The organism is Streptomyces shaanxiensis (assembly GCF_039537145.1).
Classification (GTDB): domain Bacteria; phylum Actinomycetota; class Actinomycetes; order Streptomycetales; family Streptomycetaceae; genus Streptomyces; species Streptomyces shaanxiensis.
Genome location: NZ_BAAAZY010000011.1, coordinates 118979 through 144033, shown reverse-complemented (window position 1 = coordinate 144033; position 25055 = coordinate 118979). Strand labels below are relative to the sequence as shown.

22 protein-coding genes and 1 tRNA gene are annotated in these 25055 nt (G+C 70.2%); 8 read left to right on the top strand and 15 right to left on the bottom strand.

Going from position 1 to position 25055, the window contains the following annotated elements; all coding sequences use genetic code 11:
- Window positions 1-87: 87 nt before the first annotated feature.
- The 3 genes from ABD932_RS20270 to ABD932_RS20260 all read right to left on the bottom strand — a co-directional run bounded on the left by ABD932_RS20270 (window position 88) and on the right by ABD932_RS20260 (window position 2267).
- Window positions 88-161, bottom strand: a tRNA-Pro gene (locus ABD932_RS20270).
- A gap of 33 nt (window positions 162-194) precedes the next feature.
- The gene (locus ABD932_RS20265) at window positions 195-1004 is read right to left on the bottom strand and encodes a Pr6Pr family membrane protein (protein WP_345014732.1); all 810 of its coding nucleotides are present in this window, start codon (window positions 1002-1004) and stop codon (window positions 195-197) included.
- Window positions 1005-1340: 336 nt separating this feature from the next.
- A complete protein-coding gene (locus ABD932_RS20260; RefSeq protein WP_345014730.1) occupies window positions 1341-2267 on the bottom strand; it encodes a metallophosphoesterase in 927 nt (308 codons plus the stop codon).
- A 203-nt stretch (window positions 2268-2470) separates the two neighbouring features.
- On the opposite strand from ABD932_RS20260, the gene ABD932_RS20255 reads away from it, so the two are divergent.
- The gene (locus ABD932_RS20255) at window positions 2471-2935 is read left to right on the top strand and encodes a GatB/YqeY domain-containing protein (RefSeq protein WP_345014728.1); all 465 of its coding nucleotides are present in this window, start codon (window positions 2471-2473) and stop codon (window positions 2933-2935) included.
- A 193-nt stretch (window positions 2936-3128) separates the two neighbouring features.
- On the opposite strand, the gene ABD932_RS20250 is transcribed toward ABD932_RS20255, so the two are convergent.
- Window positions 3129-5405: a transglycosylase domain-containing protein gene (locus ABD932_RS20250; RefSeq protein ID WP_345014726.1), complete on the bottom strand. Its 2277-nt coding sequence runs from the start codon at window positions 5403-5405 to the stop codon at window positions 3129-3131.
- 500 nt (window positions 5406-5905) lie between these two features.
- Here ABD932_RS20250 and wblA point away from each other — a divergent pair, with 500 nt between their 5' ends.
- On the top strand, window positions 5906-6244 hold the full coding sequence (gene wblA, locus ABD932_RS20245; protein WP_062697668.1) for a transcriptional regulator WblA: 339 nt from the start codon (window positions 5906-5908) through the stop codon (window positions 6242-6244).
- 64 nt (window positions 6245-6308) lie between these two features.
- Here the strand turns inward: wblA and bagB are convergent, their stop codons facing one another.
- Window positions 6309-7706, bottom strand: a complete 1398-nt coding sequence (gene bagB, locus ABD932_RS20240) for an ATPase BagB (protein ID WP_345014722.1) — start codon at window positions 7704-7706, stop codon at window positions 6309-6311.
- Between the two features lie 52 nt (window positions 7707-7758).
- Window positions 7759-8736 carry an ATPase BagA gene (gene bagA, locus ABD932_RS20235; protein ID WP_345014720.1) on the bottom strand — a complete coding sequence of 326 codons (978 nt, stop codon included), beginning with the start codon at window positions 8734-8736 and terminating at the stop codon, window positions 7759-7761.
- Window positions 8737-8842: 106 nt separating this feature from the next.
- Here bagA and sp36 point away from each other — a divergent pair, with 106 nt between their 5' ends.
- From sp36 to ABD932_RS20220, 3 genes are all read left to right on the top strand, one after another.
- Entirely contained in the window at window positions 8843-9004 is a 162-nt protein-coding gene (sp36, locus tag ABD932_RS20230; RefSeq protein WP_003975360.1) for a Sp36 family protein, read from the top strand.
- Window positions 9001-9468: a RidA family protein gene (locus ABD932_RS20225; protein WP_093908654.1), complete on the top strand. Its 468-nt coding sequence runs from the start codon at window positions 9001-9003 to the stop codon at window positions 9466-9468. The genes sp36 and ABD932_RS20225 overlap by 4 nt, the downstream gene beginning before the upstream one ends.
- An 81-nt stretch (window positions 9469-9549) precedes the next feature.
- Window positions 9550-10377 carry a nucleotidyltransferase domain-containing protein gene (locus ABD932_RS20220; RefSeq protein ID WP_345014716.1) on the top strand — a complete coding sequence of 276 codons (828 nt, stop codon included), beginning with the start codon at window positions 9550-9552 and terminating at the stop codon, window positions 10375-10377.
- A 7-nt stretch (window positions 10378-10384) separates the two neighbouring features.
- On the opposite strand, the gene ABD932_RS20215 is transcribed toward ABD932_RS20220, so the two are convergent.
- From ABD932_RS20215 to ABD932_RS20205, 3 genes are all read right to left on the bottom strand, one after another.
- Window positions 10385-11215 carry an MBL fold metallo-hydrolase gene (locus tag ABD932_RS20215; RefSeq protein WP_345014714.1) on the bottom strand — a complete coding sequence of 277 codons (831 nt, stop codon included), beginning with the start codon at window positions 11213-11215 and terminating at the stop codon, window positions 10385-10387.
- Between the two features lie 49 nt (window positions 11216-11264).
- Window positions 11265-12131 (bottom strand): NUDIX hydrolase, encoded by an 867-nt coding sequence (locus tag ABD932_RS20210; RefSeq protein ID WP_345014712.1) that lies wholly within the window; start codon window positions 12129-12131, stop codon window positions 11265-11267.
- 140 nt (window positions 12132-12271) lie between these two features.
- Window positions 12272-12946 carry a Crp/Fnr family transcriptional regulator gene (locus ABD932_RS20205; RefSeq protein WP_053750087.1) on the bottom strand — a complete coding sequence of 225 codons (675 nt, stop codon included), beginning with the start codon at window positions 12944-12946 and terminating at the stop codon, window positions 12272-12274.
- Between the two features lie 252 nt (window positions 12947-13198).
- Between ABD932_RS20205 and nth the strand changes: the two genes are divergently transcribed.
- The 3 genes from nth (at window position 13199) to ABD932_RS20190 (ending at window position 16391) form a co-directional block, all read left to right on the top strand.
- Window positions 13199-14233 carry an endonuclease III gene (gene nth / locus ABD932_RS20200; protein WP_345014710.1) on the top strand — a complete coding sequence of 345 codons (1035 nt, stop codon included), beginning with the start codon at window positions 13199-13201 and terminating at the stop codon, window positions 14231-14233.
- A gap of 106 nt (window positions 14234-14339) precedes the next feature.
- Entirely contained in the window at window positions 14340-15035 is a 696-nt protein-coding gene (locus ABD932_RS20195) for an NUDIX hydrolase (protein ID WP_126400025.1), read from the top strand.
- Between the two features lie 156 nt (window positions 15036-15191).
- A complete protein-coding gene (locus tag ABD932_RS20190; RefSeq protein ID WP_345014708.1) occupies window positions 15192-16391 on the top strand; it encodes a MarP family serine protease in 1200 nt (399 codons plus the stop codon).
- A gap of 70 nt (window positions 16392-16461) precedes the next feature.
- Here the strand turns inward: ABD932_RS20190 and ABD932_RS20185 are convergent, their stop codons facing one another.
- The 6 genes from ABD932_RS20185 to ABD932_RS20160 form a co-directional block, all read right to left on the bottom strand.
- A complete protein-coding gene (locus ABD932_RS20185) occupies window positions 16462-16644 on the bottom strand; it encodes a hypothetical protein (RefSeq protein WP_345014706.1) in 183 nt (60 codons plus the stop codon).
- Between the two features lie 261 nt (window positions 16645-16905).
- A complete protein-coding gene (locus tag ABD932_RS20180) occupies window positions 16906-17856 on the bottom strand; it encodes an alpha/beta fold hydrolase (protein WP_345014704.1) in 951 nt (316 codons plus the stop codon).
- Window positions 17853-18350 carry a phage holin family protein gene (locus tag ABD932_RS20175; protein WP_345014702.1) on the bottom strand — a complete coding sequence of 166 codons (498 nt, stop codon included), beginning with the start codon at window positions 18348-18350 and terminating at the stop codon, window positions 17853-17855. Before ABD932_RS20175 ends, ABD932_RS20180 begins: the two co-directional genes overlap by 4 nt.
- A gap of 77 nt (window positions 18351-18427) precedes the next feature.
- Window positions 18428-19867 (bottom strand): Na+/H+ antiporter NhaA, encoded by a 1440-nt coding sequence (nhaA, locus tag ABD932_RS20170; RefSeq protein WP_345014700.1) that lies wholly within the window; start codon window positions 19865-19867, stop codon window positions 18428-18430.
- Window positions 19868-20114: 247 nt separating this feature from the next.
- Window positions 20115-22073: an acetate--CoA ligase gene (gene acs, locus ABD932_RS20165; RefSeq protein ID WP_345014698.1), complete on the bottom strand. Its 1959-nt coding sequence runs from the start codon at window positions 22071-22073 to the stop codon at window positions 20115-20117.
- Between the two features lie 359 nt (window positions 22074-22432).
- Window positions 22433-25048 (bottom strand): bifunctional SulP family inorganic anion transporter/carbonic anhydrase, encoded by a 2616-nt coding sequence (locus ABD932_RS20160; protein WP_345014695.1) that lies wholly within the window; start codon window positions 25046-25048, stop codon window positions 22433-22435.
- Window positions 25049-25055: the final 7 nt, after the last annotated feature.

The window sequence follows — 25055 nt, the reverse complement described above, 5'->3', positions numbered from 1 at the left end:
TCCCAGATTTCTCCCAAACGATCTCCAGAGACGCAGGAAGGGCCTGATCCTCAGCGAGGATCAGGCCCTTGACCTGGTGTTTCTCTGTCGGGGTGGCGGGATTTGAACCCACGACCTCTTCGTCCCGAACGAAGCGCGCTGCCAAGCTGCGCTACACCCCGATGTCGCTGCTTGTCGCGGCGACGACGTTTACTTTAGCCCACTGGTGGCTGGAGACGAAATCCGGTTTTGGCGCGGTGATGGACGCGGCGGCGGATCGGGTTGGGGCGGGTGTGGTCGAGGGCCACGAGGACGATGGCCAGGGCGTACATGGCCAGGCCGAGGAGGAGGGCGTTGCCGAGAACGCTCTTGTAGCCGTGCCGGTCCACGTCGAGGAAGGGATAGAGGTAGCGGCCGGGGGCGCCGGGGGCCAGGAGCCCGCCTCGGACGAGGGCGAACGCCAGGTACGTGAGGGGGTAGAGCATCCAGGTCGCTGCCCGGCGTAGGCGTAGTTGGCCGGGGGCCGTCAGGAGCAGCCAGTCCAGTACGGCCGCGATCGGCGTCGCCGTGTGCAGGACCTGGTTGGTGATCGCGTGCCAGCCCGTCGGGGCGGTGGCCGTGCCCGTGAGGACGCCGGGAAATACGTAGGCGCTCGCCTCGCTCGCCAGCAGCAGGTGGTAGACGAGGCCCGTGACCACGGCGTACAGCAGTGTGGCGCCTGTCAGGGCCGACGGCAGAGGGCGGCGGGCGGTCCAGGCGCGGCGGGCCGCGAGGGCGAAGACCAAGGCCAGCAGAATGTTGCTCTGGATCGCGAAGTGGCTCAGGGAGCGTAGGGGGCTGCCGAGGGTCATCTCGACGGCCACCGCCGCGGCTGCGGCCAGTGCGACCAACAGGCGGTACGCGGCGGCCAGGGGCCGGCAGGCGGGGGTCATCACCGCCGTGGCGGGCACATGGGAAGGCATGAGCACGGGGATGCCCGGTATCGGGGGGAGATCCGGTATGTCCCTGGGTATCGGGGCGGTCATGCCCTCACGCTAAGCAGGGTGGGCGAATCGGGCGATTCGGGTAATCCGTGCGGGTTACCCGACCAGCCTCTTTGTTCCGGCTCCTCTGTTGCCTGCTCCGGCCTCGTTTACTACTCCGGCACTACTCCGGGCGGCTGCCCCGGCTGGGTTTCCCGGCCGCTGTCCCGGCCCGCTCCGGCCGGTCTACCCCCGGCCTGCGCTCCCGGCCCTGCCTCGACCTCCGGCCCTGCACCGGCCCTAGCCGGACCAGCCAACCCGGCCCCCCGGGTCCTACCCCGACCAGCCAACCCGGCCCCCGGCCCAGCCAAGCCCCGGCCCAGCCCCGAGCCATCCCCGCTACTCCCGCCCCACCAACGTCAGCAACGTAGCCTCCGGCGGGCAAGCGAAGCGGAACGGTGTGTAGCGGTTCGTGCCGCAGCCCGCCGAGACGTGGAGGTAGGACGTACGGCCCTCCGCCGTGTGCGTGGACAGGCCCTTCGCGCGGTCCGTGTCCAGGTCGCAGTTGGTGACCAGGGCGCCGTAGAAGGGGACGCGGAGCTGGCCGCCGTGGGTGTGGCCGGCCAGGATCAGGGGGTAGTCGTCGGCCGTGTACGCGTCCAGGACGCGCAGGTACGGCGCGTGCACCACGCCCATCGCGAAGTCGGCGGCGCCCGACGGACCGCCGGCCACCTGCGCGTAGCGGTCCCTCTTGATGTGCGGGTCGTCCAGGCCGGTGAGCTCCACCGACACGCCCTCGATCTTCAGCGTCCCCCGCGTGTTCGTGAGGTTGAGCCAGCCCGCGGCGTCGAAGCCGGCGCGCAGGTCCTCCCAGGGGTTGTGGATCACGCCGACGGCGGGGGCGTTGCCGTTCAGGCCGTGCCGGCCCTGGGCCTTCTCCAGCAGGTAGAGGGCGGGGTTGCGCAGCTTCGGGCCGTAGTAGTCGTTCGAGCCGAAGACGTACGCGCCCGGGAACTCCATCAGCGGACCCAGCGAGTCCAGTACCTCCGGCACGCCCTCCGTGTCGGAGAGGTTGTCGCCGGTGTTGATCACGAAGTCGGGGCGCAGGCCCGCCAGCGACTGCAGCCAGCGCTGCTTCTTGCGCTGGCCGCTCACCATGTGGATGTCGGAGACCTGGAGCACCCGCAGCGGGCGCATGCCGGCGGGCAGGACGGGAATCGTCACCCTTCGCAGACGGAAGGAACGGGCCTCGAAACCCGCCGAATACAGCAGACCGGCGGCCCCAACCGCCGTGATGCCCAGGGGTACTCGGTATCGCGCGTGCATACAACCCATCGTGTCAGACCGCGAAAGTGCCCCGCGCATCGTGTCAGACCGCGAAATGGCCCCTCGCCCGGCCGCTCTCGGCTGCCTCTGGTCGCCCCTGGCTGTCCCTGGCCGTCCGCCGCCTTTGCCGGTACGGCGCCCCTCGCGCGGGTCCCTTGAAATCTACGGGCGTTCCGCTCCCCACACCTGCGACAATCGACCCCATGACCACGCTCAAGTCGAAGCTGCAGGAAGACCTCAACGCCGCGATCAAGGAGCGCGACGAGCTCCGCTCCTCGACGCTCCGGCTGACGCTCGCCGCGATCACCAAGGAGGAGGTCGCGGGCAAGGAGAAGCGCGAGCTCTCCGACGACGAGGTGCAGAAGGTGATCACCCGCGAGGCGAAGAAGCGTCGCGAGGCGGCCGATGCCTTCGCGCAGGGTGGTCGGGCCGAGCAGGCGGAGCGGGAGAAGGCCGAGGGCGTGGTCCTCGCCGCGTACCTGCCGAAGCAGCTCAGCGACGACGAGCTGAACCAGATCGTCGCCCAGGCCGTCGAGGAGGCCAAGGCGGCCGGTGCCGAGGGCCCGCGCGCCATGGGTGCCGTCATGAAGATCGTGAACCCGAAGGTGGCCGGCCAGGCGGAGGGCGGCCGGGTCGCGGCCGCGGTGAAGAAGCTGCTCGCCGGCTGAGACCGCCGGTGCAGGCGGGCCCACAGGCCCCGTCGCCTGATCAAGTCCTGTTACACCGCACGATTGAGGGGCCCGGCTTCTGCCGGGCCCCTCAATCACTGCACGATCACTACCCGTGCTCTGCACGGATGACTACACGCGCCCCGCACCATCACGGTCATCTCCATCGGCCCGAGTCACGCGATCAGGCGCCTCAGTCACGGCCCCCGTTGCCGTTCCCGTTGGAAGTGCCCTGCCACCAGCCCTCCGGGATCGAGAAGGACGGTGTCGGGAAGGTGCCGCCGTCCGAGCCGCCGGTGTTGCCGCCGCCGACGAGGTTGTCGCCGTTGTCCCCGTCGTTGCCGCCGTTCTGGTTCCCGTTCTCGTCGCCCTCGTCGTCCTCGTCCCGGTCGCGTTCCTTGGCCTTCGGGATGTCGACGAGGTTGAAGTTCTCGACGGGCCGGTTCGCCAGGGCGCCGGTCATGGCGTCCTTCCAGATCGGGCCGGGGACCTCACCACCGAAGACCAGCGGGTGGTACCGGCCGCCGATGGTGATGTTGCGCATCTTGACCTCCTGGGTGGCGCTGCCGACCCAGACGGCACCCGAGAGGTTCGGCGTGTAGCCGACGAACCAGGCGTTGCGGCGTTCGTCCGTCGTACCCGTCTTACCGGCGCTCTCGCGATCGCCGAGACCGGCCTGCCTACCCGTACCGGAGTCGACCACACCGCGCAGCAGGGTGTTGATGGTGTCCGCGGTCTTCTCGGACATCGCCCGGGAGCACGTCGACTTCGGCACCTCCAGCGACTTCTGCTGTCCGCCCGCCTTCTGCGTGATCGACTCGATGGCGATCGGCGTGCAGTACATGCCGCGGGCCGCGAAGCCGGCGTACGCGCTCGCCATGGTGAGCGGGGAGATACCGGTCGAGCCGAGCGTCATCGACGACGGCACCTCGGGGATGCTCTTGCCGTTGCCCTGGCGCACATGCAGCTTGTCGGTCATGTTGACGACCGGGCACATGCCGATGTCCTCGATCATCTGCACGAAGTAGGTGTTGACCGACTTGGCCATGGCGTCCTCGAGCCGGTAGGGGCCGACCTCGGACTCGTTCTCGTTCTCCAGCTTGTAGTTGCCGTCGTTGACCCACGGCTTCTCGCAGCCGCGCACCGTCTGCGGGTACGGCATCTGGTACGGAGCGGGGTACGCCTGCGTCGCGGGCCGTCCCTCCTCCAGCGCGGCCGCCGCCACGAACGGCTTGAACGTCGAACCGGTCGGGAAGCCGAAGTTGGAGCCGCCGTAGGCCGCGTCGACCGAGTAGTTGAGCTCGGTCTCGTTCTTGCCGGAGCCGTACGGCTTCGACTGGCCCATGCCGAGGATCTTGCCGGTGCCGGGTTCGACCAGGGTGGTCGCGGCCTCGACCTTGTCCTTCTGGTAGACGTGCTCCTTGAGCGAGTCCTGGACCGAGTCCTGGGCCTGCGGGTCGAGGGTCGTCGTGATGGTCAGTCCGCCCTGGTTCCAGATCTTGGCGCGGGCCTCGCGGTCCTTGCCGAAGACCGGGTCGCTGAGGATGATCTTCTCGACGTACTTGCAGAAGAAACTGGCGCCCTTGACCGCGGTGATGCAGCCGTTCTTGGGCTTGCTGACCTTCAGGCCCAGCGGCGTGTCCTTGGCCTTGTCGGCGTCCGCCTGGGAGATGTCGCCGACGTCGGCCATGCGCTGCAGGACGATGTTGCGCCGCTTGGTGGCCTCGGCCTCGTCGTTGATCGGGTCGTACCGGCTGGGCGACTGGACGATGCCGGCGAGCAGGGCCGCTTCCTGGACCTTGAGGTTCTTGGCGGACTTGGAGAAGTAGCGCTCGGCGGCGGCCTCGACGCCGTACGCCTGCTGACCGAAGAACGTGATGTTCAGGTAGTTCTCGAGGATCTTCTTCTTGCCGAGCTCCTCCTCCACCTGGATCGCGTACTTCAGCTCCTTGATCTTGCGGCCGATGGTCTGCTGGGTGGCCTGCGCGACCTTCGTCGGGTCGTCACCGGCCTCCTCGACGAAGACGTTCTTGACGTACTGCTGCGTGAGCGTGGACGCGCCCTCGCTGACGCCGCCGCTCTGGGCGTTGCGGTTGAGGGCACGCAGGACGCCCTTCAGGTCGACCGCGCCGTGCTGGTAGAAGCGGGCGTCCTCGATCGCGACGATCGCCTTCTGCATGTACGGCGAGATGTCCTTGAGGTCGACCACCGTGCGGTCACGCGAGTAGACCGTGGCGATCTGACCGCCCTTGGCGTCCAGGATCGTGGTGCGCTGGCTCAGCGGCGGGGTCTTGAGGTTGGCCGGGAGTTCGTCGAAACTCTCGACCGAACCCTTGGCCGCGAGTCCCAGCGCGCCGACGGCCGGCAGGGCGATACCCGCCAGCACGGCTCCCGCGAGCACACTGACACCGAGGAACTTGGCGGCCTGCTGCGTTGGCGACAGACCTCCGCCCGAGCGCTTCTTTGGCATGAGCGAAGCCTAAACCGTAGACATGAGCGAACCGAGGGCCGACCGGTGCGTGAGCACGGTCGGGCGAGGTGACGTCTGCCATGGCACGGCAAAGTCAGCCGTTGCCTTCTCATTTCCCGGACAGGCGCACAGGCCTTGGCCTAAGCTGCTCCCAACTGTCACAGCAGTGCGGCCACGTATCAATACGTCCGGCGACCCCGAATCGTTCCGGAGGTTCCCCAACTTTTTTGTTGGGCGCGTGTCCGAATCCGCCTTGTGTGTCACCCGGCGTCCGTTGTGACTCAACAGAACTGCCCCGGTTTGCCGGGAAGGTCACGCATGTCGCCAGCTCACTCCCCCGGGTGATCTGCCGCTTACGCATAGTCCGTTCGGGCCATTCAAGATTGGGCCCGAAGGGGGTGTTGCGCTGTGCCCACCTTCCGTAACGTCCTCAACTGGCGGCGGTGAATATGCCGCTGCCGCCGTGGGGGAGCCTCGATTCGGGAGAGGACGGCGCCGGTATGGGCTGGGTAGTCGACTGGAGTGCGCAGGCGGCCTGCCGCACTACCGATCCGGATGAACTGTTCGTTCAGGGAGCAGCGCAGAACAGGGCCAAGGCGGTGTGCACCGGATGCCCGGTGCGCACGGAGTGCCTGGCCGACGCGCTCGACAATCGCGTCGAGTTCGGCGTGTGGGGAGGAATGACGGAGCGGGAGCGCCGCGCACTGCTGCGCAGGCGGCCCACCGTGACTTCTTGGCGCCGGCTCCTGGAGACCGCGCGTACGGAGTACGAGCGAGGGGCGGGCATCCTGCCGCTCGACGACGACGAGGTGTACGAGAACTACGCGGCGGTGAGCTGAGGGGACCAAGGGGTCTCCACCAAGGCGGATCCAAGGGCCCTTTCACGTGGGCCCACGGAACCCCTCAGGCGTCGACCGCGGGATCAGGCAGCTCCGGCCGATGGGCCGCGAGCCGGTTTCCGATGTCCCGCAGTCCAGCGAGGTCATGCACATCGCCGGGCAGCGCGGCGACTTCGGCCACCGCCACCTCGGGGTGGAGCGCGGTGAAGCGATCACGCGTGCGCTGCTCGCGGGAGAGCAGCTGCATACGCTCGGAGTGCAGCCTCAGCAGGCCTGCGGTGAGCTGGTCGACGGACCGCTCCACATGAGGGTCTGCGGACCGAGGTTCGTCCGTGGTCGCGGTTCGCTCCGTGTCCGTGGCGGCGGGGGAGCCTTCGTCAGGAGCCGGAGCTTCGGAGGCAGGCAAGTCTGAACTGTCGTACGTGTCGGGGGAGTTACGAAGTCCAGCTTTCCCGCCCTCCTGATCCACAATGCGGGGCTCTTCAAGATTTTCCGCGGCGGCGAGCGCCCGCTCGGCCGACAGCCGGTCGGCGCCGCTGCCGTGGACCCGGTTGAGCACCAGACCGGCGAACGGCATGTCCTCGGCGGCCAGCCGCTCCACGAAGTACGCGGCCTCCCGCAGCGCGTCCCGCTCCGGCGCCGCCACCACCAGGAACGCCGTCCCGGGCGCCTGGAGCAGCTTGTACGTCGCGTCCGCGCGCGTGCGGAAGCCGCCGAACATCGAGTCCATCGCGGCCACGAACGTCTGCACGTCCTTCAGCAGCTGTCCGCCGAGCAGCTTGCCCAGCGCGCCCGTCATCATCGACATGCCGACGTTCAGGAACTTCATCCCCGCGCGTCCGCCGACCTTCGCCGGGGCCAGCAGTACGCGGATCAGCTTGCCGTCCAGGAACGAGCCGAGCCGCTTGGGCGCGTCCAGGAAGTCCAGCGCCGAACGGGACGGGGGCGTGTCGACGACGATGAGGTCCCACTCGTCCTTGGCCCGCAGCTGGCCCAGCTTCTCCATCGCCATGTACTCCTGCGTGCCCGCGAAGCCCGCCGAGAGCGACTGGTAGAAGGGATTGCCCAGGATCGCGGCCGCCCGCTCGGGGTCCGCGTGCGCCTCGACGATCTCGTCGAAGGTGCGCTTCATGTCCAGCATCATCGCGTGCAGCTCGCCGTCACCCTCGACGCCCTTCACCCGGCGCGGGGTGTTGTCGAGGGAGTCGATGCCCATGGACTGGGCGAGTCGGCGGGCCGGGTCGATGGTGAGCACGACCACTTTCCGGCCCCGCTCGGCGGCCCGCAGCCCGAGTGCCGCCGCGGTGGTGGTCTTGCCGACGCCGCCCGAGCCGCAGCACACCACGATGCGGGTCTTCGGGTCGTCGAGCAGCGGGTCGAGGTCGAGCACGCGCGTGGGGGTGAGATGCGGGGGATGGTGGCGTGCGGCGTCGTGTGCGTGGGTCGGTTCCGGACGACTCATGACATCCCCTGCTTCCGACGTACCGCGTACGGCTCCCGACTTGTGAACGAACTCACGACAGAACCTGTTCCCGAAGCTCGCCGGCGAGCTCGTACAGCCCCGCCAGGTCCATGCCCTCGGCCAGCAGGGGCAGTTCGTGCACCGGCAGCCCCAGCCCGCCGAGGACCGCCCGCTGCTCTTGCTCCAGCGCGTGCCGCTCGGCGTACTCGTCGGCCTGCGCCAGCAGCGGGTCCACCAGCCGCTCGGCGTTCCCGCCGCGTCGTGCCCCGCCGAGCCCGGCCGAGGACAGCGCCTTGGCCACGGCGGCGCGCGGAACGCTCCGTACGAGTTCCAGGTCGGCCGCGTCCAACACCTCGGGCCGCACCATGTTCACGATGATCCGCCCCACCGGCAGCCGTGCCGCGCGCAGCTCGGCGATGCCGTCCACGGTCTCCTGGACGGGCATCTCCTCCAGCAGCGACACCAGATGCACGGCCGTCTCCGCCGACTTCAGCACCCGCATCACGGCCTGCGCCTGGTTGTGTATCGGCCCGATCCTGGCGAGCCCCGCCACCTCGTCGTTGACGTTCAGGAAGCGGGTGATGCGCCCGGTGGGGGGTGCGTCCATCACCACGTAGTCGTAGGCGAACCGCCCGCTCTTGTCCTTGCGCCGCACGGCCTCGCACGCCTTGCCGGTCAGCAGGACGTCTCTGAGACCGGGTGCGACGGTGGTGGCGAAGTCGATGGCGCCGAGCTTCTTCAGGGCCCGGCCGGCGCCGCCCATCTTGTAGAACATCTGGAGGTAGTCCAGAAGGGCCAGTTCGGGGTCGATGGCGAGGGCGTACACCTCCCCGCCCCCTGGAGCGACGGCGATCTTCCGCTCCTCGTAGGGCAGCGCCTCTGTCTCGAAGAGCTGCGCGATGCCCTGCCTGCCCTCGACCTCGACGAGAAGCGTCCGCTTCCCCTCGGTGGCGAGAGCGAGCGCGAGCGCGGCGGCGACCGTGGTCTTTCCGGTCCCGCCCTTGCCGCTGACGACCTGGAGCCTGCTCACGCCTTCGAGCCTAACCAGTCCGTCCGCCGACTACGCGACAGCCTGTGGACAACGTGACCGCGGTCGGCCGCTCGGCCCCCGCCGGGCAACGGATAAAGTCGGCCACATGACCAAGTGGGAATACGCAACCGTGCCGCTGCTCGTCCACGCCACGAAGCAGATTCTGGACACCTGGGGCGAGGACGGCTGGGAGCTCGTCCAGGTCGTGCCCGGGCCGAACAACCCCGAGCAGCTCGTCGCCTATCTGAAGCGGGAGAAGCAGGCATGAGCGCCGTCGAGGCGAAGCTCGCCGAGCTGGGCCTGACGCTTCCGGAGGTCGTGCCTCCGCTCGCCGCGTACCAGCCGGCGGTCCAGTCGGGCGTGTACGTCTACACCGCGGGCCAGCTCCCCATGGTGGAGGGCAAGCTCCCGGTCACCGGCAAGGTGGGCGCGGAGGTCACCCCCGAGGAGGCCAAGGAACTCGCCCGCACCTGCGCCCTGAACGCCCTCGCGGCCGTCAAGTCGGTGGCGGGCGACCTGGACCGCATCGCGCGCGTGGTGAAGGTCGTCGGCTTCGTGGCCTCGGCCTCGGACTTCACCGGCCAGCCCGCCGTCCTCAACGGCGCGAGCGAACTCCTGGGACAGGTTCTCGGCGACAAGGGCGTCCATGCGCGCAGCGCGGTCGGCGTGGCCGTGCTTCCGCTGGACGCGCCGGTCGAGGTCGAGGTCCAGGTGGAGCTGACGGGGGCGTAGGCCTTCGGTGGTGGGGGCGGCGTATGACGGCCGCAAAAAAATGGGCCGCCCCCCAACCGCCCTGCAGGGCACAGTGTCCCCATGGCCGAAACCGCTCGCCGCAGGGGGCTCGACGCTCAGGGGTACATCGCGCGCGAAGGCTCCCTCGCGCGCGTTCCCGACGCCTTCCGGCCGGTCGTCGCCGCCGCGCGCGACCGTCTGCCGGCCGTGTTCGGGGCACGGATGCACAGCGCCTACCTCTACGGGTCGATTCCGCGCGGCACCGCGCGCGTGGGGCGCAGCGACCTCGATCTGCTGGTCGCCCTGCACGAGGAGCCGACCGAGACGGACCGGACGGACGCGCGCGTGCTCGACGAGGCGCTGGACAAGGAGTTCGCGCAGATCGACGGGGCCGGGACGCTGCTGGACAGCCGCAGGCGGCTGCTGAGCGACCTGGAGACGCACGACCTCGGGTGGTTCGTCGCCTGCCTCTGTACGCCGCTGCTGGGGGAGGACCTCGCCGAGCATCTGCCGCGCTACCGCCCCGACACGCTGCTCGCGCGCGAGACCAACGGCGATCTCGGCCTCCTGCTGCCCCGGTGGCGGGAGCGGATCGCCGGCGCCGACGACAGCGCGGACGCGCGGCGGCCGCTCGTGCGGTTCATGTCGCGGCGTCTCGTGCGGACCGGGTTCACGCTGGTCATGCCCCGCTGGGGCGGGTGGACCAGCGATCTGGGGGAGATGGCGGAAGCCTTCGCGGCGTACTACCCGGCGCGGGCCGAGCAGATGAGGGTGGCGGCCGCGCTCGGGTACGAGCCGACGGGCGACGCGGGCGTCCTCCGGTCGTACGTGGAGGACCTCGGGCCGTGGCTCGTGGACGAGTACGCGCGCGTGCACGGGGTCAAAGCGCCGCGGCCCCAGGAGGCGTAGGCAGGGCCTAGATGAGGCCGTGCTCCTCCAGGTAGTCCAACTGCGCCCGCACCGACAGCTCGGCCGCCGGCCACAGGGAGCGGTCCACGTCCGCGTACACATGGGCGACGACCTCGGCCGGGGTGCCGTAGCCGTCCTCGACGGCCGTCTCGACCTGGGCGAGGCGGTGGGCGCGGTGGGCGAGGTAGAACTCGACGGCGCCCTGGGCGTCCTCCAGGACGGGGCCGTGGCCGGGGAGGACGGTGTGCACGCCGTCGTCGACCGTGAGGGACCTGAGCCGACGCAGCGAGTCCAGGTAGTCGCCGAGCCGGCCGTCGGGGTGCGCCACCACGGTCGTGCCGCGGCCCAGGATCGTGTCACCGGTCAGGACGGCGCGGTCGGCCGGGAGGTGGAAGGAGAGGGAGTCGGCGGTGTGCCCGGGCGTCGGTACGACGCGCAACTCCAGTCCGCCGACGGTGACCACGTTCCCCGCCCCGAGCCCCTCGTCGCCGAGCCGCAACGCCGGGTCGAGGGCACGCACGCGCGTGCCGGTCAGCTCGGCGAAGCGTGCGGCGCCCTCGGCGTGGTCCGGGTGGCCGTGCGTGAGGAGGGTCAGGGCGATGCGCTTGCCGGACTTCTCGGCCATGGCGACGACGTTGCGCAGGTGACCGTCGTCCAGCGGGCCCGGGTCGACGACGACGGCCAGGTCCGAGTCCGGCTCGGCGAGGATCCAGGTGTTGGTGCCGTCCAGGGTCATCGCGGAGGGGTTGGGCGCGAGGACGTTGACGGCGCGGGGGGTGGCGGGGCCGGTGAGGACCCCGCCTCGCGGCTGGCCGGGGAGGGCTGCTGCGTCCGTCATACGAGGGGGCCTTCCAGGGCTGCGGGCACTGCGGGCATGGGCGGCACGGTCATGCGGGGGCTCCGCCCGTCGGGATGTGCTTGGTGAACTCGTCGTGGCCGGGCCAGGAGAGCACGATCTCGCCGTCGTCGAGCCGGGCCTGCGCGAGGACGGCGGTGAGGTCGCGGCCGGGGGCGGCGGCGAGGGCCTCGGCGGCGCTGCCGTGGCCGGTCAGCTGGCGCAGGGTCGCGATCGTGGGCGGCATCATCAGCAGCTCGCCCTTGTCGTACGAGGCGGCCGCGTCCACGGGCCGGATCCACACCGTACGGTCCGCCTCCGTGGAGGCGTTGCGGGTGCGCTGGCCCTGCGGGAGGGCGGCGACGAAGAACCACGTGTCGTAGCGGCGGGGTTCGAACTCCGGGGTGATCCAGCGGGTCCAGGCGCCCAGGAGATCCGAACGCAGGGCCAGTCCCCGGCGGTCCAGGAACTCGGCGAACGACAGGTCCCGGGCGACCAGGGCCGCGCGGTCGGCCTCCCAGTCCTCGCCGGTCGTATCCCCCACGACGGAGTCGTCGGTGGGCCCGGCGAGCAGGACACCCGCCTCCTCGTACGTCTCCCGTACGGCCGCGCAGACGATGGCCTGTGCCGCCGCCTCGTCGACCCCGAGCCTTCGCGCCCACCACGCGCGCGTGGGGCCCGCCCAGCGCACCGGATGCTCGTCGCGCGGATCGACGCCGCCGCCCGGATAGGCGTACGCCCCACCGGCGAAGGCCATGGAGGCACGGCGCCGCAGCATGTGCACGGCGGGCCCGGCCTCGGTGTCCCTGAGCAACATGACGGTGGCCGCCCGCTTCGGAGCGACGGGGGTCAGGCTTCCGTCCGCGAGCGCACGGATACGTTCCGGCCACTCCGGTGGGTACCACTGCCCGTTTGCCATGGGCGGAGGCTATCTCTTGGTGCGCGGATGTTCGAGGGGGGCCAACGGCGACGGGGTTCGAGGGGTGGCCGACGACGTCGGGGCCCCGCCTCACAGTGAGACAGGACCCCGGCGTCGTACGACTTGGCGTGTGTACCGCTCTACCGCGACCGCTTGGCCAGTCGCTCCACGTCGAGCAGGATCACCGCACGCGCCTCCAGGCGCAGCCACCCGCGCCCCGCGAAGTCGGCCAGCGCCTTGTTGACCGTCTCGCGCGACGCGCCGACGAGCTGTGCGAGCTCCTCCTGCGTCAGATCGTGGACGACGTGGATGCCCTCTTCGGACTGCACGCCGAACCGGCGGGAGAGGTCGAGGAGCGCGCGGGCGACACGGCCCGGGACGTCCGAGAAGACCAGGTCGGACATCGCGTCGTTGGTGCGGCGCAGCCGGCGGGCGACGGCGCGCAGCAGCGCGGTGGCCACCTCGGGGCGGGCGTTCAGCCAGGGCTGGAGGTCGCCGTGGCCCAGGCCCAGCAGCTTGACCTCGGTCAGCGCGGTGGCGGTCGCCGTGCGCGGGCCCGGGTCGAAGAGGGACAGCTCGCCGATGAGCTCGCCGGGGCCGACGACGGCGAGCATGTTCTCGCGGCCGTCGGGCGAGGTGCGGTGGAGCTTGACCTTGCCCTCGGTGACTACGTACAGCCGGTCACCGGGGTCGCCCTCGTGGAACAGGGAGTCACCGCGTGCGAGGGTCACCTCACTCATGGAGGCGCGGAGCTCCGCGGACTGCTCGTCATCGAGCGCCGCGAAGAGCGGGTTGCGCCGCAGAACGTCGTCCACGAGTTCTCTCCTTGTCGACCTGCTCAGGGGATCTTGCTCCCCCTTGGTACCAGGGGACCGTGCTCCCCATTTTGCCGGACGGTCCAAACAGTGTGATCTGTCACAAGGATGCCGCACAGGTGTGCCGAGGTAAGCGGCAGGGGTCCAATTGGGGGCCGATCTTCGAGGTCCGGGGCGGATGTCGGTGCCGGGCTTTAGGCTGGCCGGGTGTCCAAATCGCCGGTGAGAGCACAGGCCAAGGGGGCTGGGCGGGTGGTTGTACGTCGCGATTCCGCTGTGGGCGAACAGGACCCTGGTGGCGGAAGGAAAACGGCAAAGGCGACGAATGGTGCGCCGAGTGAGGCGGCTGTGGTTGGCGGGAAGGCAGCGGTGAAGACGTCGGCGGCGGCCGGGAAGAAAGCCGCGCCTGCGAAGAAACCGGCGCCTGCGAGGAATGCGGCGCCTGCCAAGGAGTCCGCGCCGGCCAAGAAGACCACGTCGGCCACCAAGACGGCACCGGCCAAGAAGGCTCCCGCCGAATCCCGCACCGCCCTCGTCCGCCGAGCCCGCCGTATCAACCGCGAGCTCGCCGAGGTCTACCCGTACGCCCACCCCGAGCTGGACTTCGACAACCCCTTCCAGCTCGTGGTCGCCACCGTGCTGTCCGCCCAGACCACCGACCTGCGCGTCAACCAGACGACCCCCGCCCTCTTCGCCAAGTACCCGACCCCCGACGACCTGGCAGCCGCCAACCCGGAGGAGGTCGAGGAGATCCTCCGCCCGTGCGGGTTCTTCCGGGCCAAGACCAAGTCGGTCATGGGCCTGTCCAAGGCGCTGGTGGAGAACCACGGCGGCGAGGTCCCGGGCCGGCTCGAGGACCTGGTCAAGCTCCCCGGCGTCGGTCGCAAGACGGCCTTCGTCGTGCTCGGCAACGCCTTCGGCCGCCCCGGCATCACCGTGGACACGCACTTCCAGCGGCTGGTGCGGCGCTGGCAGTGGACCGAGCAGACCGACCCCGACAAGATCGAGGCCGAGATCGGCGCGCTGTTCCCCAAGAGCGACTGGACCGACCTCTCGCATCACGTGATCTGGCACGGCCGCCGTATCTGCCACGCCCGCAAGCCCGCGTGCGGGGCCTGTCCCGTGGCGCCGCTCTGCCCGGCGTACGGCGAGGGCGAGACGGATCCGGAGAAGGCGAAGAAGCTCCTCAAGTACGAGAAGGGCGGCTTCCCGGGACAGCGGCTCAATCCGCCGCAGGCCTATCTGGACGCGGGCGGCAAGGCTGCCCCGCCGCTGGGGGCCGGATGACGGGGCGAGCCGGACGGAGCCGGGCACTGTCCCGCCTCTCTGCCGTCGGACCGGAACGATCTAGGTGCCCTCGGGCGTTGGACTGGGCAGGACGACGGGGGTGGCGATGACTCGGGCGAGCGGTACGCAGGACGGTCCGGTGGTGCTCAGCAAGGAGGGACTGCCCGCCTGGCTGGATCCGGTGGTGCGGGTGGTGGAGACGGTCGAGCCGCTGCAGCTGAGCCGGTTCCTGCCACCGGAGAACGGTGCGGGGCGCCAGTCCGCCGTACTGATCCTCTTCGGTGAAGGCGAGCGAGGGCCCGAGCTGCTGCTCATGGAGCGGGCCAGTTCCCTGCGGTCGCACGCCGGACAGCCGTCCTTCCCCGGTGGCGCCCTCGACCCCGAGGACGGCGACCCGCAGGCCGACGGGCCGCTGCGGGCCGCTCTCCGCGAGGCCGAGGAGGAGACCGGGCTCGATCCGGGCGGCGTCCAGCTCTTCGGTGTGCTGCCCAAGCTGTACATCCCGGTCAGTGGCTTCGTGGTCACGTCGGTGCTGGGCTGGTGGCGCGAGCCGAGCCCGGTCGACGTCGTCGATCCGAACGAGACGGCCCGCGTCTTCACCGTCCCCGTGGCGGATCTCACGAACCCGGACAACCGCGCCACGACCGTTCACCCCAGCGGCCACCGAGGTCCGGCATTTCTGGTCGAATCGGCTCTGGTCTGGGGTTTCACGGCCGGAATCATCGACCGCCTGCTGCATTTCTCGGGCTGGGAGCAGCCCTGGGACCGGGGCAAGCAGGTCCCGCTCGACTGGCGGTCATGACAGGGTGTCTGCCGTGCTGTGTCATCCCGGGGGCCGCTGTGTCCGAATTTCGCTGAGCGGCGGGTTTCTGCTGTGCGGCGGGTTTCCGCCGCCCGGCGGGCCGGGCTCGCGGCCGACCCGTGGTGAGCGAAAAGTGATGAGGCGAGGCTAGAACCGGTGAACGTGCTGGACATCCTGCTGCTGGTCGCCGCCGTGTGGTTCGCGATCGTGGGCTACCGCCAGGGCTTCGTGGTCGGCATCCTGTCGGTGATCGGCTTCCTCGGCGGCGGTCTCGTGGCCGTGTACCTGCTCCCGGTCATCTGGGACGCGCTGACCGACAACGCCGAGGTGAGCACGACCGCCGCCGTCGTCGCCGTCGTCGTCGTGATCGTCTGCGCCTCCGTCGGTCAGGCCCTGACCACCCACCTCGGCAACAAGCTGCGCCGTTACATCACCTGGTCCCCGGCCCGCGCCCTCGACGCGACCGGCGGCGCCCTCGTCAACGTCGTCGCGATGCTGCTCGTCGCCTGGTTGATCGGTTCCGCCCTCGCCGGGACGACGCTGCCGACGCTCGGCAAGGAGGTCCGTAACTCCAAGGTGCTGCTCGGGGTGGCACGGGCGCTGCCCGACCAGGCGGACACCTGGTTCGCGGACTTCTCCTCCGTCCTCGCGCAGAACGGCTTCCCACAGGTCTTCAGCCCGTTCGCGAACGAGCCGATCAACGACGTCCGGCCGCCCGACCCGGCCCTCGCCAACAGCCCGGTGGCCGCCCGCGCACAGCGCTCCATCGTCAAGGTCATGGGCACGGCGACGAGTTGCGGCAAGGTCCTGGAGGGCACCGGCTTCGTCTTCGCCGACCGCCGCGTCATGACCAACGCGCATGTCGTCGGAGGCGTCGACGAACCCACCGTCCAGATAGGCGGAGAGGGCAGGAAGTACGACGCGACGGTCGTCCTCTACGACTGGGAGCGCGACATCGCCGTACTCGACGTGCCGGACATGAAGGCGCCCGTGCTGCAGTTCTCCACCACCGACGCCCAGAGCGGCGACGGCGCGATCATCGCGGGCTTCCCGGAGAACGGCGCGTACGACGTGCGTGCCGCACGCGTGCGTGGGCGCCTCCCGGCCAACGGCCCGGACATCTACCATCGCGGCACCGTGCGCCGTGACGTCTACTCGCTGTTCGCGACCGTCCGCCAGGGCAACTCCGGCGGCCCGCTGCTCACGCCCGAAGGCAAGGTGTACGGCGTGGTCTTCGCGAAGTCCCTCGACGACGCCAACACCGGCTACGCGCTCACCGTGGACGAGATCCAGGAGGACATCGTCAAGGGCCGTACCGCCAACCAGCAGGTGGACAGCGACAGCTGCGCGCTGTAGGTCCGTGGGTCCGGTCGGGGCGGTGCCCGTCGGGTGAGGGCTGAGCCCGGTCGTGGAAGGGCGCGGCCGGTCAGCCGCGCGGGTGGCGCAGGCGTACCGAGACCCAGCGGGCCCGGCGGCGCAGAATGCGCGGAATGCCCACCCGGAGGTCGGAACCCGGCATCTGCGGGGCGCCGCCTCGTTGGTGGGAGCTCAGCCCACCGGCCGAGCGGCGAGTGCGTGCTGCGTCACTGTAGTCGTGCGTCCAGCCCATACCCCGACGTCTGCCCCTGCCCCAAGGTCGATAACCGCCTCCGGGGCCCCCAATTGGCCTATGCGCCAGGCAATTGGCTGTTCGTAGGACAGGTGTTCAGTTCCGGATACCGGGCGCATCGGCGCGGTCACCGATCGGGTTCGGGGTCTTTCAGCCAGTTGATCAGTTCGGCCGAGAACGCGACGGGGTCCTCCTCGTGCGGGCTGCGCTTTCCCGGGGGGCGACCCCCGGACCCCCAGCAGGAGCCGGAGCAGCGGTGACTCACCGGTCGGGTTCCGGATCCTTGAGCCAGTTGATGAGCTCTGCGGAGAACGCGACCGGGTCCTCCTCGTGCGGGAAGTGCCCCAGCCCGTCGAACAGCCGCCAGCGGTACGGTGCTTCGACGTACTCGCCCGAGCCGGCCGCACTGCGCGTGCGCATCACGGGGTCGAGGGAGCCGTGCAGATGCAGCGTCGGCACACGGACCGGCCGCTTCATGCGGCGGTTGAACTGGATGCCGTCGGGGCGGGCCAGCGAGCGCACCATCCAGCGGTACGGCTCGATGGAGCAGTGCGCCGTCGACGGGATGCAGATCGCGCGGCGGTACGTCTCCACCGCGTCGTCGTCCGGCAGGCGCGGCCCCGACCAGTCCCGGATCAGCCGGGCGACCAGTGCCCCGTCGTCGGCCGTCAGCTGACGCTCGGGGATCCAGGGCCGCTGAAACCCCCAGATGTAGGAACTCGCACTCGTCTGCTTGACGTCCGAGAGCATGGCCGAGCGCCAGCGCCGGGGGTGCGGCATGGACGCGACCGCGAGCCGTCGTACGAGCTTGGGGCGCATCACGGCCGCCGTCCACGCCAGATAGCCGCCCAGGTCGTGCCCGACCAGCGCGGCGTCCGGCTCGCCGAGGGAGCGGATCACGCCGGTGACGTCGAGGGCGAGGTTGGCCGGGTCGTAACCGCGCGGCGTACGGTCGCTGCCGCCGACGCCCCTGAGGTCCATCGCCACCGCCCTGAAACCCGCGTCGGCGAGGGCGACCAGCTGGTGCCGCCAGGTCCACCAGAACTGCGGGAAGCCGTGCAGCAGCAGCACCAGTGGGCCGTCGCCCATCTCCGCGATATGGAAACGCGCACCATTGGCGGCTACGTCCCGGTGTGTCACCTCTTTCCCGCCGGGGACGTCCAGTCGTACGACCGAGGCAGGTTGAGCCGAAGGGGTGGCGGGATCCGTCATGACGACGAGCGTGCCACAGCCTCGATGGCCGCCGGCGCCCGGTCCTCCAGCTCCGGCGCGGGGGCGGGACGTGGATGCGGCTTGGCCTTCTGCAGGACGCCCGCCGTCTCCTTCACCGAGGCGGCGACCTTCTGCGGGCCCTTGCTCTTCTTGGCCTTCTTCGCGAACACGACGCCGATCAGGACGAGGACGAGCGCGACGACGACGTTCGCCGCGAACGACAGCAGGAAGCAGATCGCGAGGTTCCAGTCGGTCCAGGTCCGAATCCCGTACGCGAGGGCGAAGTTCAGCATCGGCAGGGAGAACACCAGCACCGCGCCGGCCAGCGAGAACGCGCCGCCGCTCGTCGCGCCGCGCTTGACGTCCTGCTTCAGCTGCGCCTTGGCCAGCGCGATCTCGTCGTGCACCAGCGCCGACATTTCGGTCGTCGCCGAGGCGAACAGCTGGCCGATGCTGCGTTCGGCGCCGACCGGGCTGCCGTCGGGTGCGCTCATCGCGGTCTCCCTCGTGGTTACGGTTCCGTCTTCTGCCTGACTGAGTACGGTTCCGTCTTTTGTACCGTCCCGTCAGATCATGCCCGACGCTGCTCCTCCTCGCCTGCCCCGCCCGCCACTTCGGCAAGCGCGTGGCGTGCGGCGGCCTTCTCCAGAGCGATACGGCGGTGCTCGGCGGCCTTGCGCTCGTAGAGGGCGGCCAGCCGCAGGTGGTACTCCGGCTCGTCCTCCTCGTAGATGTCCGGAATGCCGTCCGCGTCCTCGTCGCGCTCCTCGTGCTCGACCATGCGGCGGTACTTGGCGTTACGTATCTTCAGCAGCACGGTCGCCAGCGTCGCCGCGGCGAGGGACCCGAGCAGTACGGCGGCCTTGACCTCGTCGGTCAACTCGGCGTCACCCGCGAAGGCGAGTTCGCCGATGAGCAGGGAGACGGTGAAGCCGATGCCGGCGAGGGTGGCCACCGCGAACACGTCGGCCCACTCCAGGTCGTCGCTGAGCGTGGCCCTGGTGAATCGTGCCGTCAGCCAGGTCCCGCCGAAGATGCCGAGCGTCTTGCCGATGACCAGGCCGAGAACGACCCCGAGCGTCTCCGGCTGGGTGAACACATCGCCGAGCGCGCTTCCGGAGATGGCCACACCGGCGCTGAACAGCGCGAACAGCGGGACGGCGAGGCCCGCCGACAGGGGGCGCACGAGATGCTCGATGTGCTCGCCGGGGGAGTGCGCCTCGCCGTCACGCCTCGTGCAGCGCAGCATCAGACCCATCGCGACGCCCGCGATGGTGGCGTGGATGCCGCTGTTGTACATCAGCCCCCAGATGACGAGGGCCAGCGGGACATGGACGTACCACCCGCGTACTCCCTTCCTCAGCAGCAGCCAGAAGACGACCAGTCCGACGACGGCACCCGCGAGCGCGGCGAAGTTGATCCGGTCGGTGAAGAAGATCGCGATGATCAGGATCGCGAAGAGGTCGTCGACGACGGCGAGTGTGAGCAGGAAGGCGCGCAGGGCGCTCGGCAGGGAGGTGCCGATGACGGCGAGCACGGCGAGCGCGAAGGCGATGTCCGTGGCGGTCGGGACCGCCCAGCCCGCCATCGAGCCGCCCCCGGTGGCATTGGTGAGCGTGTAGACGAGCGCGGGCACCGCCATTCCGCACAGCGCGGCGACGACCGGCAGTACGGCCGCTTTGGGGTTCCTGAGGTCGCCGGCCACCAGTTCGCGCTTGAGCTCGATCCCGGCGACGAAGAAGAAGATCGCGAGAAGCCCGTCGGCGGCCCAGTGCTCGACGGACAGGTTCAGCCCGAGGGCCTCGGGGCCGAAGTGGAGGTGGCCGACAGCCTCGTAGCTGTCGTGCAGTGCGGGCACGTTCGCCCAGATCAGTGCGGTGATAGCGGCGATGAGCAGCAGCACCCCACCGACGGTCTCGGTGCGCAGCGCGTCCGCGACGAACGTTCGCTCGGGGAGCGACAGCCGTCCGAGGATCTTGCGGACGGGGGCGGTGGTGCGGGGCGCGGGCACGGGGGAGACCTCCGGTCGGTGGGCAGGGCTGAGCGCATGCCGACCAGACTTCCCGGCGCACCTGAGGCTGACGTTTTTTTATTAGCTTACCTAAGGTGCCTTTGTTTAGTTTGCCTAAGGGGCGGCGGGAGGTGTCCGGTACGTCTCACGTTAGGCAGAAAAGGGCCGCCCGGCGCGCGATGCGCGAGGCGGCCCTTCAGGGTTTTGCGGAGATCAGCCGTTCGCGGAGATCAGGGGGCGCGGAGACTCAGTCCTCGCTCGGCGCCGCCGGGAGCTTCGCCTGGATGAGATCCATGACGGTCGAGTCGGTCAGCGTCGTCACATCGCCGAGCTGACGGTTCTCGGCGACGTCCCGCAGCAGCCGGCGCATGATCTTGCCGGAACGGGTCTTCGGCAGCTCGGCAACCGGCAGGATCCGCTTGGGCTTGGCGATCGGGCCGAGGGTGGCGCCGACGTGGTTGCGCAGATCGTTGACGAGACTCTCGTCCTCGGCGTTCGCCGTGCCGCGCAGGATCACGAAGGCGACGATGGCCTGCCCGGTGGTCTCGTCGGCGGCACCGACGACGGCCGCCTCGGCGACGGACGGGTGGGAGACCAGGGCCGACTCGACCTCCGTGGTGGAGATGTTGTGCCCCGACACCAGCATGACGTCGTCGACGCGCCCGAGGAGCCAGATGTCCCCGTCGTCGTCCTTCTTCGCCCCGTCACCGGCGAAGTACTTGCCCTCGAACCGCGACCAGTACGTGTCGAGGAACCGCTGGTCGTCGCCCCAGATGGTGCGCAGCATCGACGGCCACGGCTCGGTCAGCACCAGGTAGCCGCCACCGCCGTTGGGCACCTCGTTCGCCTCGTCGTCGACGACGGTCGCGGAGATGCCGGGCAGCGGCGTCTGCGCCGAACCGGGCTTGGTCTCGGTGACGCCCGGCAGCGGCGAGATCATCATCGCGCCCGTCTCGGTCTGCCACCAGGTGTCCACGATCGGCGTCCGGTCGCCACCGATGTGCTTGCGGTACCAGATCCACGCCTCGGGGTTGATCGGCTCACCCACGGAACCCAGCACCCGCAGGCTGCTGAGGTCGAACTTCGCGGGGATGTCGTCGCCCCACTTCATGAACGTACGGATGGCGGTGGGCGCCGTGTACAGGATGGTCACCCCGTACTTCTGCACGATCTCCCAGAAGCGGCCCTGGTGCGGGGTGTCCGGCGTGCCCTCGTACATCACCTGCGTCACGCCGTTCGCCAGCGGCCCGTACACGATGTACGAGTGCCCGGTGACCCAGCCGACGTCGGCGGTGCACCAGTACACGTCCGTCTCCGGCTTGAGGTCGAAGACGGCGTGGTGGGTGTACGACGCCTGGGTGAGGTAGCCGCCGGAGGTGTGCAGGATGCCCTTCGGCTTACCCGTCGTACCGGACGTGTACAGGATGAACAGCGGGTGCTCCGCCTCGAACGCCTCCGGCGTGTGCTCGGCGCTCTGCCGCTCGACGATCTCGTGCCACCACACGTCGCGGCTGTCGTCCCAGGCGACGTCCTGGCCGGTACGGCGGACCACGAGGACGTGCTCGACGTTGTCGACCTTGGAGATCGCCTCGTCCACGGCCGGCTTGAGCGCGGACGGCTTCCCGCGCCGGTAACCGCCGTCGGAGGTGATGACCACCTTGGCGTCCGCGTCCTGGATACGAGTGGCCAGCGCGTCCGCCGAGAAGCCGCCGAAGACCACGGAGTGTGCGGCGCCGATCCGGGCGCAGGCCAGCATCGCGACCGCCGTCTCCGGGATCATCGGCATGTAGACCGCGACCCGGTCGCCCTTCTGGACGCCGAGTTCCAGCAGGGCGTTGGCGGCCTTGGAGACCTCGTCCTTGAGCTCGGCGTAGGTGATGGCGCGGCTGTCGCCGGGCTCGCCCTCGAAGTGGATGGCGACCCGGTCGCCGTGCCCGGCCTCGACATGCCGGTCCACGCAGTTGTACGCGACGTTGAGCTCGCCGTCCTTGAACCACTTCGCGAACGGCGGGTTCGACCAGTCCAGCGTCTCCGTCGGCTCCTTGGCCCAGGTCAGCCGACGGGCCTGCTCGGCCCAGAAGCCGAGCCTGTCAGCCTTGGCCTGTTCATACGCCTCCGCCGTGACATTGGCGTTGGCGGCCAGGTCGGCGGGGGGTGCGAACCTGCGCTCTTCCTTGAGCAGGTTGGCCAGGCTTTCGTTGCTCACGACATCTCCCTTTCCCAGGGTGTCCGTTGTGTCCCAGGCCACAGCTCATCAGACCCGAGGGGCCGATGACAAGGGTCGACGGAAAATTGGTTTAGACCTGTCGGCGTGGGTGGGTACGGAGGCGCTTTTCCACGCCGGGGTCATCCGTTCCCACGGACGCCGGACGGACCCGGTTCAGGTCTGTAATCCCTTTCACATTCCGCCCCTGCGCAGGTGAGACACCACCCTCAGGCGAAGCGTCGCCACCCGGGTGGCAGCGTCACGCCGCATCGCGCCCGCATGTGATGCGCGGCCCCGCGCCGACCGGGGCCGCACACACTCCCCGCCCCGCGCCGAGGGGCCGCGCGTTCCTCCCTGCCTCACGCCGACAGATCCGCCACCCCCACGTCGTCGAACACCTCGTCCCCGTCCCCCTCGGTGAGCAGGTACGCCTGCGCCTCGCCCACGTGGAAGTACATCCCGTGCAGTTCCAGCGCCCCGGCCCGCAGCGCCCGGGCCACCGACTCGTGCGCCCGTAGGTGCTCCAACTGCTGGACCACGTTGGTCAGACAGAGCTGCTCCACCGTGTCGGCCGGTGCCCGCCCGGCGAGCCTGGCCCACGGCCGGCTCTCGTCGGACACCCGCTCCAGGCTCGGCAGTCCGTGCCGCAGCCACCGCCTGAGCGGGGTCTGCGGACCGCCGGGCTCGGAATTGAGCAGCGCTTGCATGGCCCCGCACCCGGAGTGCCCGCACACCGTGATCGACCGCACCTGCAGCACGTCCACGGCGTACTCGATCGCCGCCGCCACCGAGTCGTCCCCGCTCTCCTGGCCGGGCAGCGGAACGAGGTTGCCCACGTTGCGCACCACGAACAGGTCGCCGGGACCACTGGAGGTGATCATCGACGTGACCAGCCGCGAGTCCGCGCAGGTGAGGAACAGCTGCGAGGGCTGCTGCCCCTCTCGCGCCAGCCGCGCCAGCTCGCCCCGCACCAGGGGTGCGGTGTTGCGCTGGAACGCGCTGATGCCACGGGCCAGTTGATGCGTGTTCGGTCGGCTTCCGTCAGCTCCGCCGGACCCGTCTGCCCGGCTCGCACCGGGGCGTGCGGATCCGGTGGGTCCGTCGGCATCGCCGGGCCCGGCTACGGCGCCGCTCGCCCCCGACCCGTCGGCCGTACCGGACTCGCCCAGGGTGTTGGCGGCGTCGGTGGTGAGGGGGGTGCCAGACGCGTCGGTGTCGCCCGTCCGGCGTCCGGACGACCTCGCCGCCCCCGCGGCTGCCTGCGCTTCCTCGGTGCGCCCGTCGCGTCCGCTGTGGGACGGGACGGACTCCGGGATCTCGCACTGGTGGTTGCGCCAGGGCGTCCAGGGGTGGCAACGGCAGTCGGCCGACTCGGCCGCGGCCTGCCCGGCGTCGAGATGGAGACCGACCGGTGTCGTCGGTTCACCGATCCGGACCCCGGCTCTGCGGCCGACCAGCTCGACGGAGCCGCCGTGCGCGGAGTGGGTGTTCTGCCAGTCCTGCAGTGACTCGTACGCCGCGTGGTCCATGAACGACCCGTCCAACTCCACGACGGCGTGGGCGCCTTGGGGTACGAGATGCAGGGCCCGGCTGAGCCGTGGCACCGCGAGGAACGTCAACTGGCCTCGTACGTGTACGTGATGGACTCCTTCCTTCTCGTCATGCGTGATCCGGGTACGGGTGAGGCGGTGCAGGGCGACGGCGACGGCCATGGCGATCCCCAGGGTGACGCCCTCCAGGACGCCGAAGCACACCACGCCGAGGGTGGTGACGGCGTACACCAGCACCTCTCGGTGGCGGGTCACCGTGCGGATGTGGTGCAGGGACACCATCTGGATGCCGACGGCCATCACCAGGGCGGCGAGCGAGGCGAGCGGGATGAGCTCCAGGATCGGGACCATCAGCAGCGCGGCAACTACTACGAGAACGCCGTGCAGCATCGTGGAGTTCCGGCTGACGGCACCGGCTTGCACGTTCGCCGAACTCCGCACGGCCACGCCGGCGACGGGCAGCCCGCCGAGGGTGCCGGAGACGATGTTGGCGGCGCCCTGTCCGAGCAGTTCACGGTCCAGGTGGGAGCGTCCGACGCGGGCGGGCAGGCCGGGACGTGAGGCCACCATCTTGTCCACGGCGACCGCGCCGAGCAGCGACTGCACGCTGCACACCAGCGTGGTGGTCAGCACTGCCGCGATCAGGCCCAGCACCGGGCCCTCCGGCAGCCCGGCCAGGGCGTGGCTGCTCCAGGACGGCAGGTCGACCTTGGGCAGGACCAGGCCGGCGAGCGAGGCGGCCGAGGTGGCACCGGCGACAGCCACGAGCGCGGCCGGGATCTTGCGCAGGAGACGTCCGGGCCGGCCCGGGATCCGGGGCCAGAGCAGCAGCAGGGCCAGGGTCAGCACGCTCACCGACACGGCGGCGGGCCGCAGCTCGGCCAACTGGGCGGGCAGCGCGCGGAGGTTGTCGAGGACGGAGCTCTGTGGGGTGCCGCCGACGACGATGTGCAGCTGGGCGACGGCGATGGTGACGCCGATGCCGGCGAGCATGCCGTGCACGATGGCGGGGCTCACGGCGAGCGCGCCGCGCGCCACGCGCACGGAGCCCAGGCCCAGTTGGGCGATCCCGGCGAGGACGGTGATGGCACAGGTCGTCCGCCAGCCGTACTGATGGATGAGGTCGGCGGTGACCACGGTGAGGCCGGCGGCGGGGCCGCTGACCTGGAGCGGGGAACCGCCGAGCCATCCGGCGACGAGTCCTCCTACGGCGGCGGCCACGAGGCCTGCCTGGAGGGGTGCGCCAGTGGCGAGGGCGATGCCCAGGGACAGGGGGAGTGCGATCAGGAAGACCGCGATCGATGCCGACAGATCGGCGCCCGCGATGCGATGGCGGCGAGGGCCGGTCGGCGGTGGGCTGTGGGGCTCGTGGGTGCGTTCCGCTCGACTCGGGTCGTCGGCGCGGGTGGGGACGCAGGCGGACATGTTTCCC

Bases quoted from the DNA above. Each gene is read 5' to 3' on its own strand.
- ABD932_RS20265 (WP_345014732.1), bottom strand. From the start codon at position 1,004: ATGACCGCCCCGATACCCAGGGACATACCGGATCTCCCCCCGATACCG.
- ABD932_RS20260 (WP_345014730.1), bottom strand. From the start codon at position 2,267: ATGCACGCGCGATACCGAGTACCCCTGGGCATCACGGCGGTTGGGGCC.
- ABD932_RS20255 (WP_345014728.1), top strand. From the start codon at position 2,471: ATGACCACGCTCAAGTCGAAGCTGCAGGAAGACCTCAACGCCGCGATC.
- ABD932_RS20250 (WP_345014726.1), bottom strand. From the start codon at position 5,405: ATGCCAAAGAAGCGCTCGGGCGGAGGTCTGTCGCCAACGCAGCAGGCC.
- wblA (WP_062697668.1), top strand. From the start codon at position 5,906: ATGGGCTGGGTAGTCGACTGGAGTGCGCAGGCGGCCTGCCGCACTACC.
- bagB (WP_345014722.1), bottom strand. From the start codon at position 7,706: ATGAGTCGTCCGGAACCGACCCACGCACACGACGCCGCACGCCACCAT.
- sp36 (WP_003975360.1), top strand. From the start codon at position 8,843: ATGACCAAGTGGGAATACGCAACCGTGCCGCTGCTCGTCCACGCCACG.
- ABD932_RS20225 (WP_093908654.1), top strand. From the start codon at position 9,001: ATGAGCGCCGTCGAGGCGAAGCTCGCCGAGCTGGGCCTGACGCTTCCG.
- ABD932_RS20220 (WP_345014716.1), top strand. From the start codon at position 9,550: ATGGCCGAAACCGCTCGCCGCAGGGGGCTCGACGCTCAGGGGTACATC.
- ABD932_RS20215 (WP_345014714.1), bottom strand. From the start codon at position 11,215: ATGACGGACGCAGCAGCCCTCCCCGGCCAGCCGCGAGGCGGGGTCCTC.
- ABD932_RS20210 (WP_345014712.1), bottom strand. From the start codon at position 12,131: ATGGCAAACGGGCAGTGGTACCCACCGGAGTGGCCGGAACGTATCCGT.
- ABD932_RS20195 (WP_126400025.1), top strand. From the start codon at position 14,340: ATGACTCGGGCGAGCGGTACGCAGGACGGTCCGGTGGTGCTCAGCAAG.
- ABD932_RS20185 (WP_345014706.1), bottom strand. From the start codon at position 16,644: ATGGGCTGGACGCACGACTACAGTGACGCAGCACGCACTCGCCGCTCG.
- ABD932_RS20180 (WP_345014704.1), bottom strand. From the start codon at position 17,856: ATGACGGATCCCGCCACCCCTTCGGCTCAACCTGCCTCGGTCGTACGA.
- ABD932_RS20175 (WP_345014702.1), bottom strand. From the start codon at position 18,350: ATGAGCGCACCCGACGGCAGCCCGGTCGGCGCCGAACGCAGCATCGGC.
- ABD932_RS20160 (WP_345014695.1), bottom strand. From the start codon at position 25,048: ATGTCCGCCTGCGTCCCCACCCGCGCCGACGACCCGAGTCGAGCGGAA.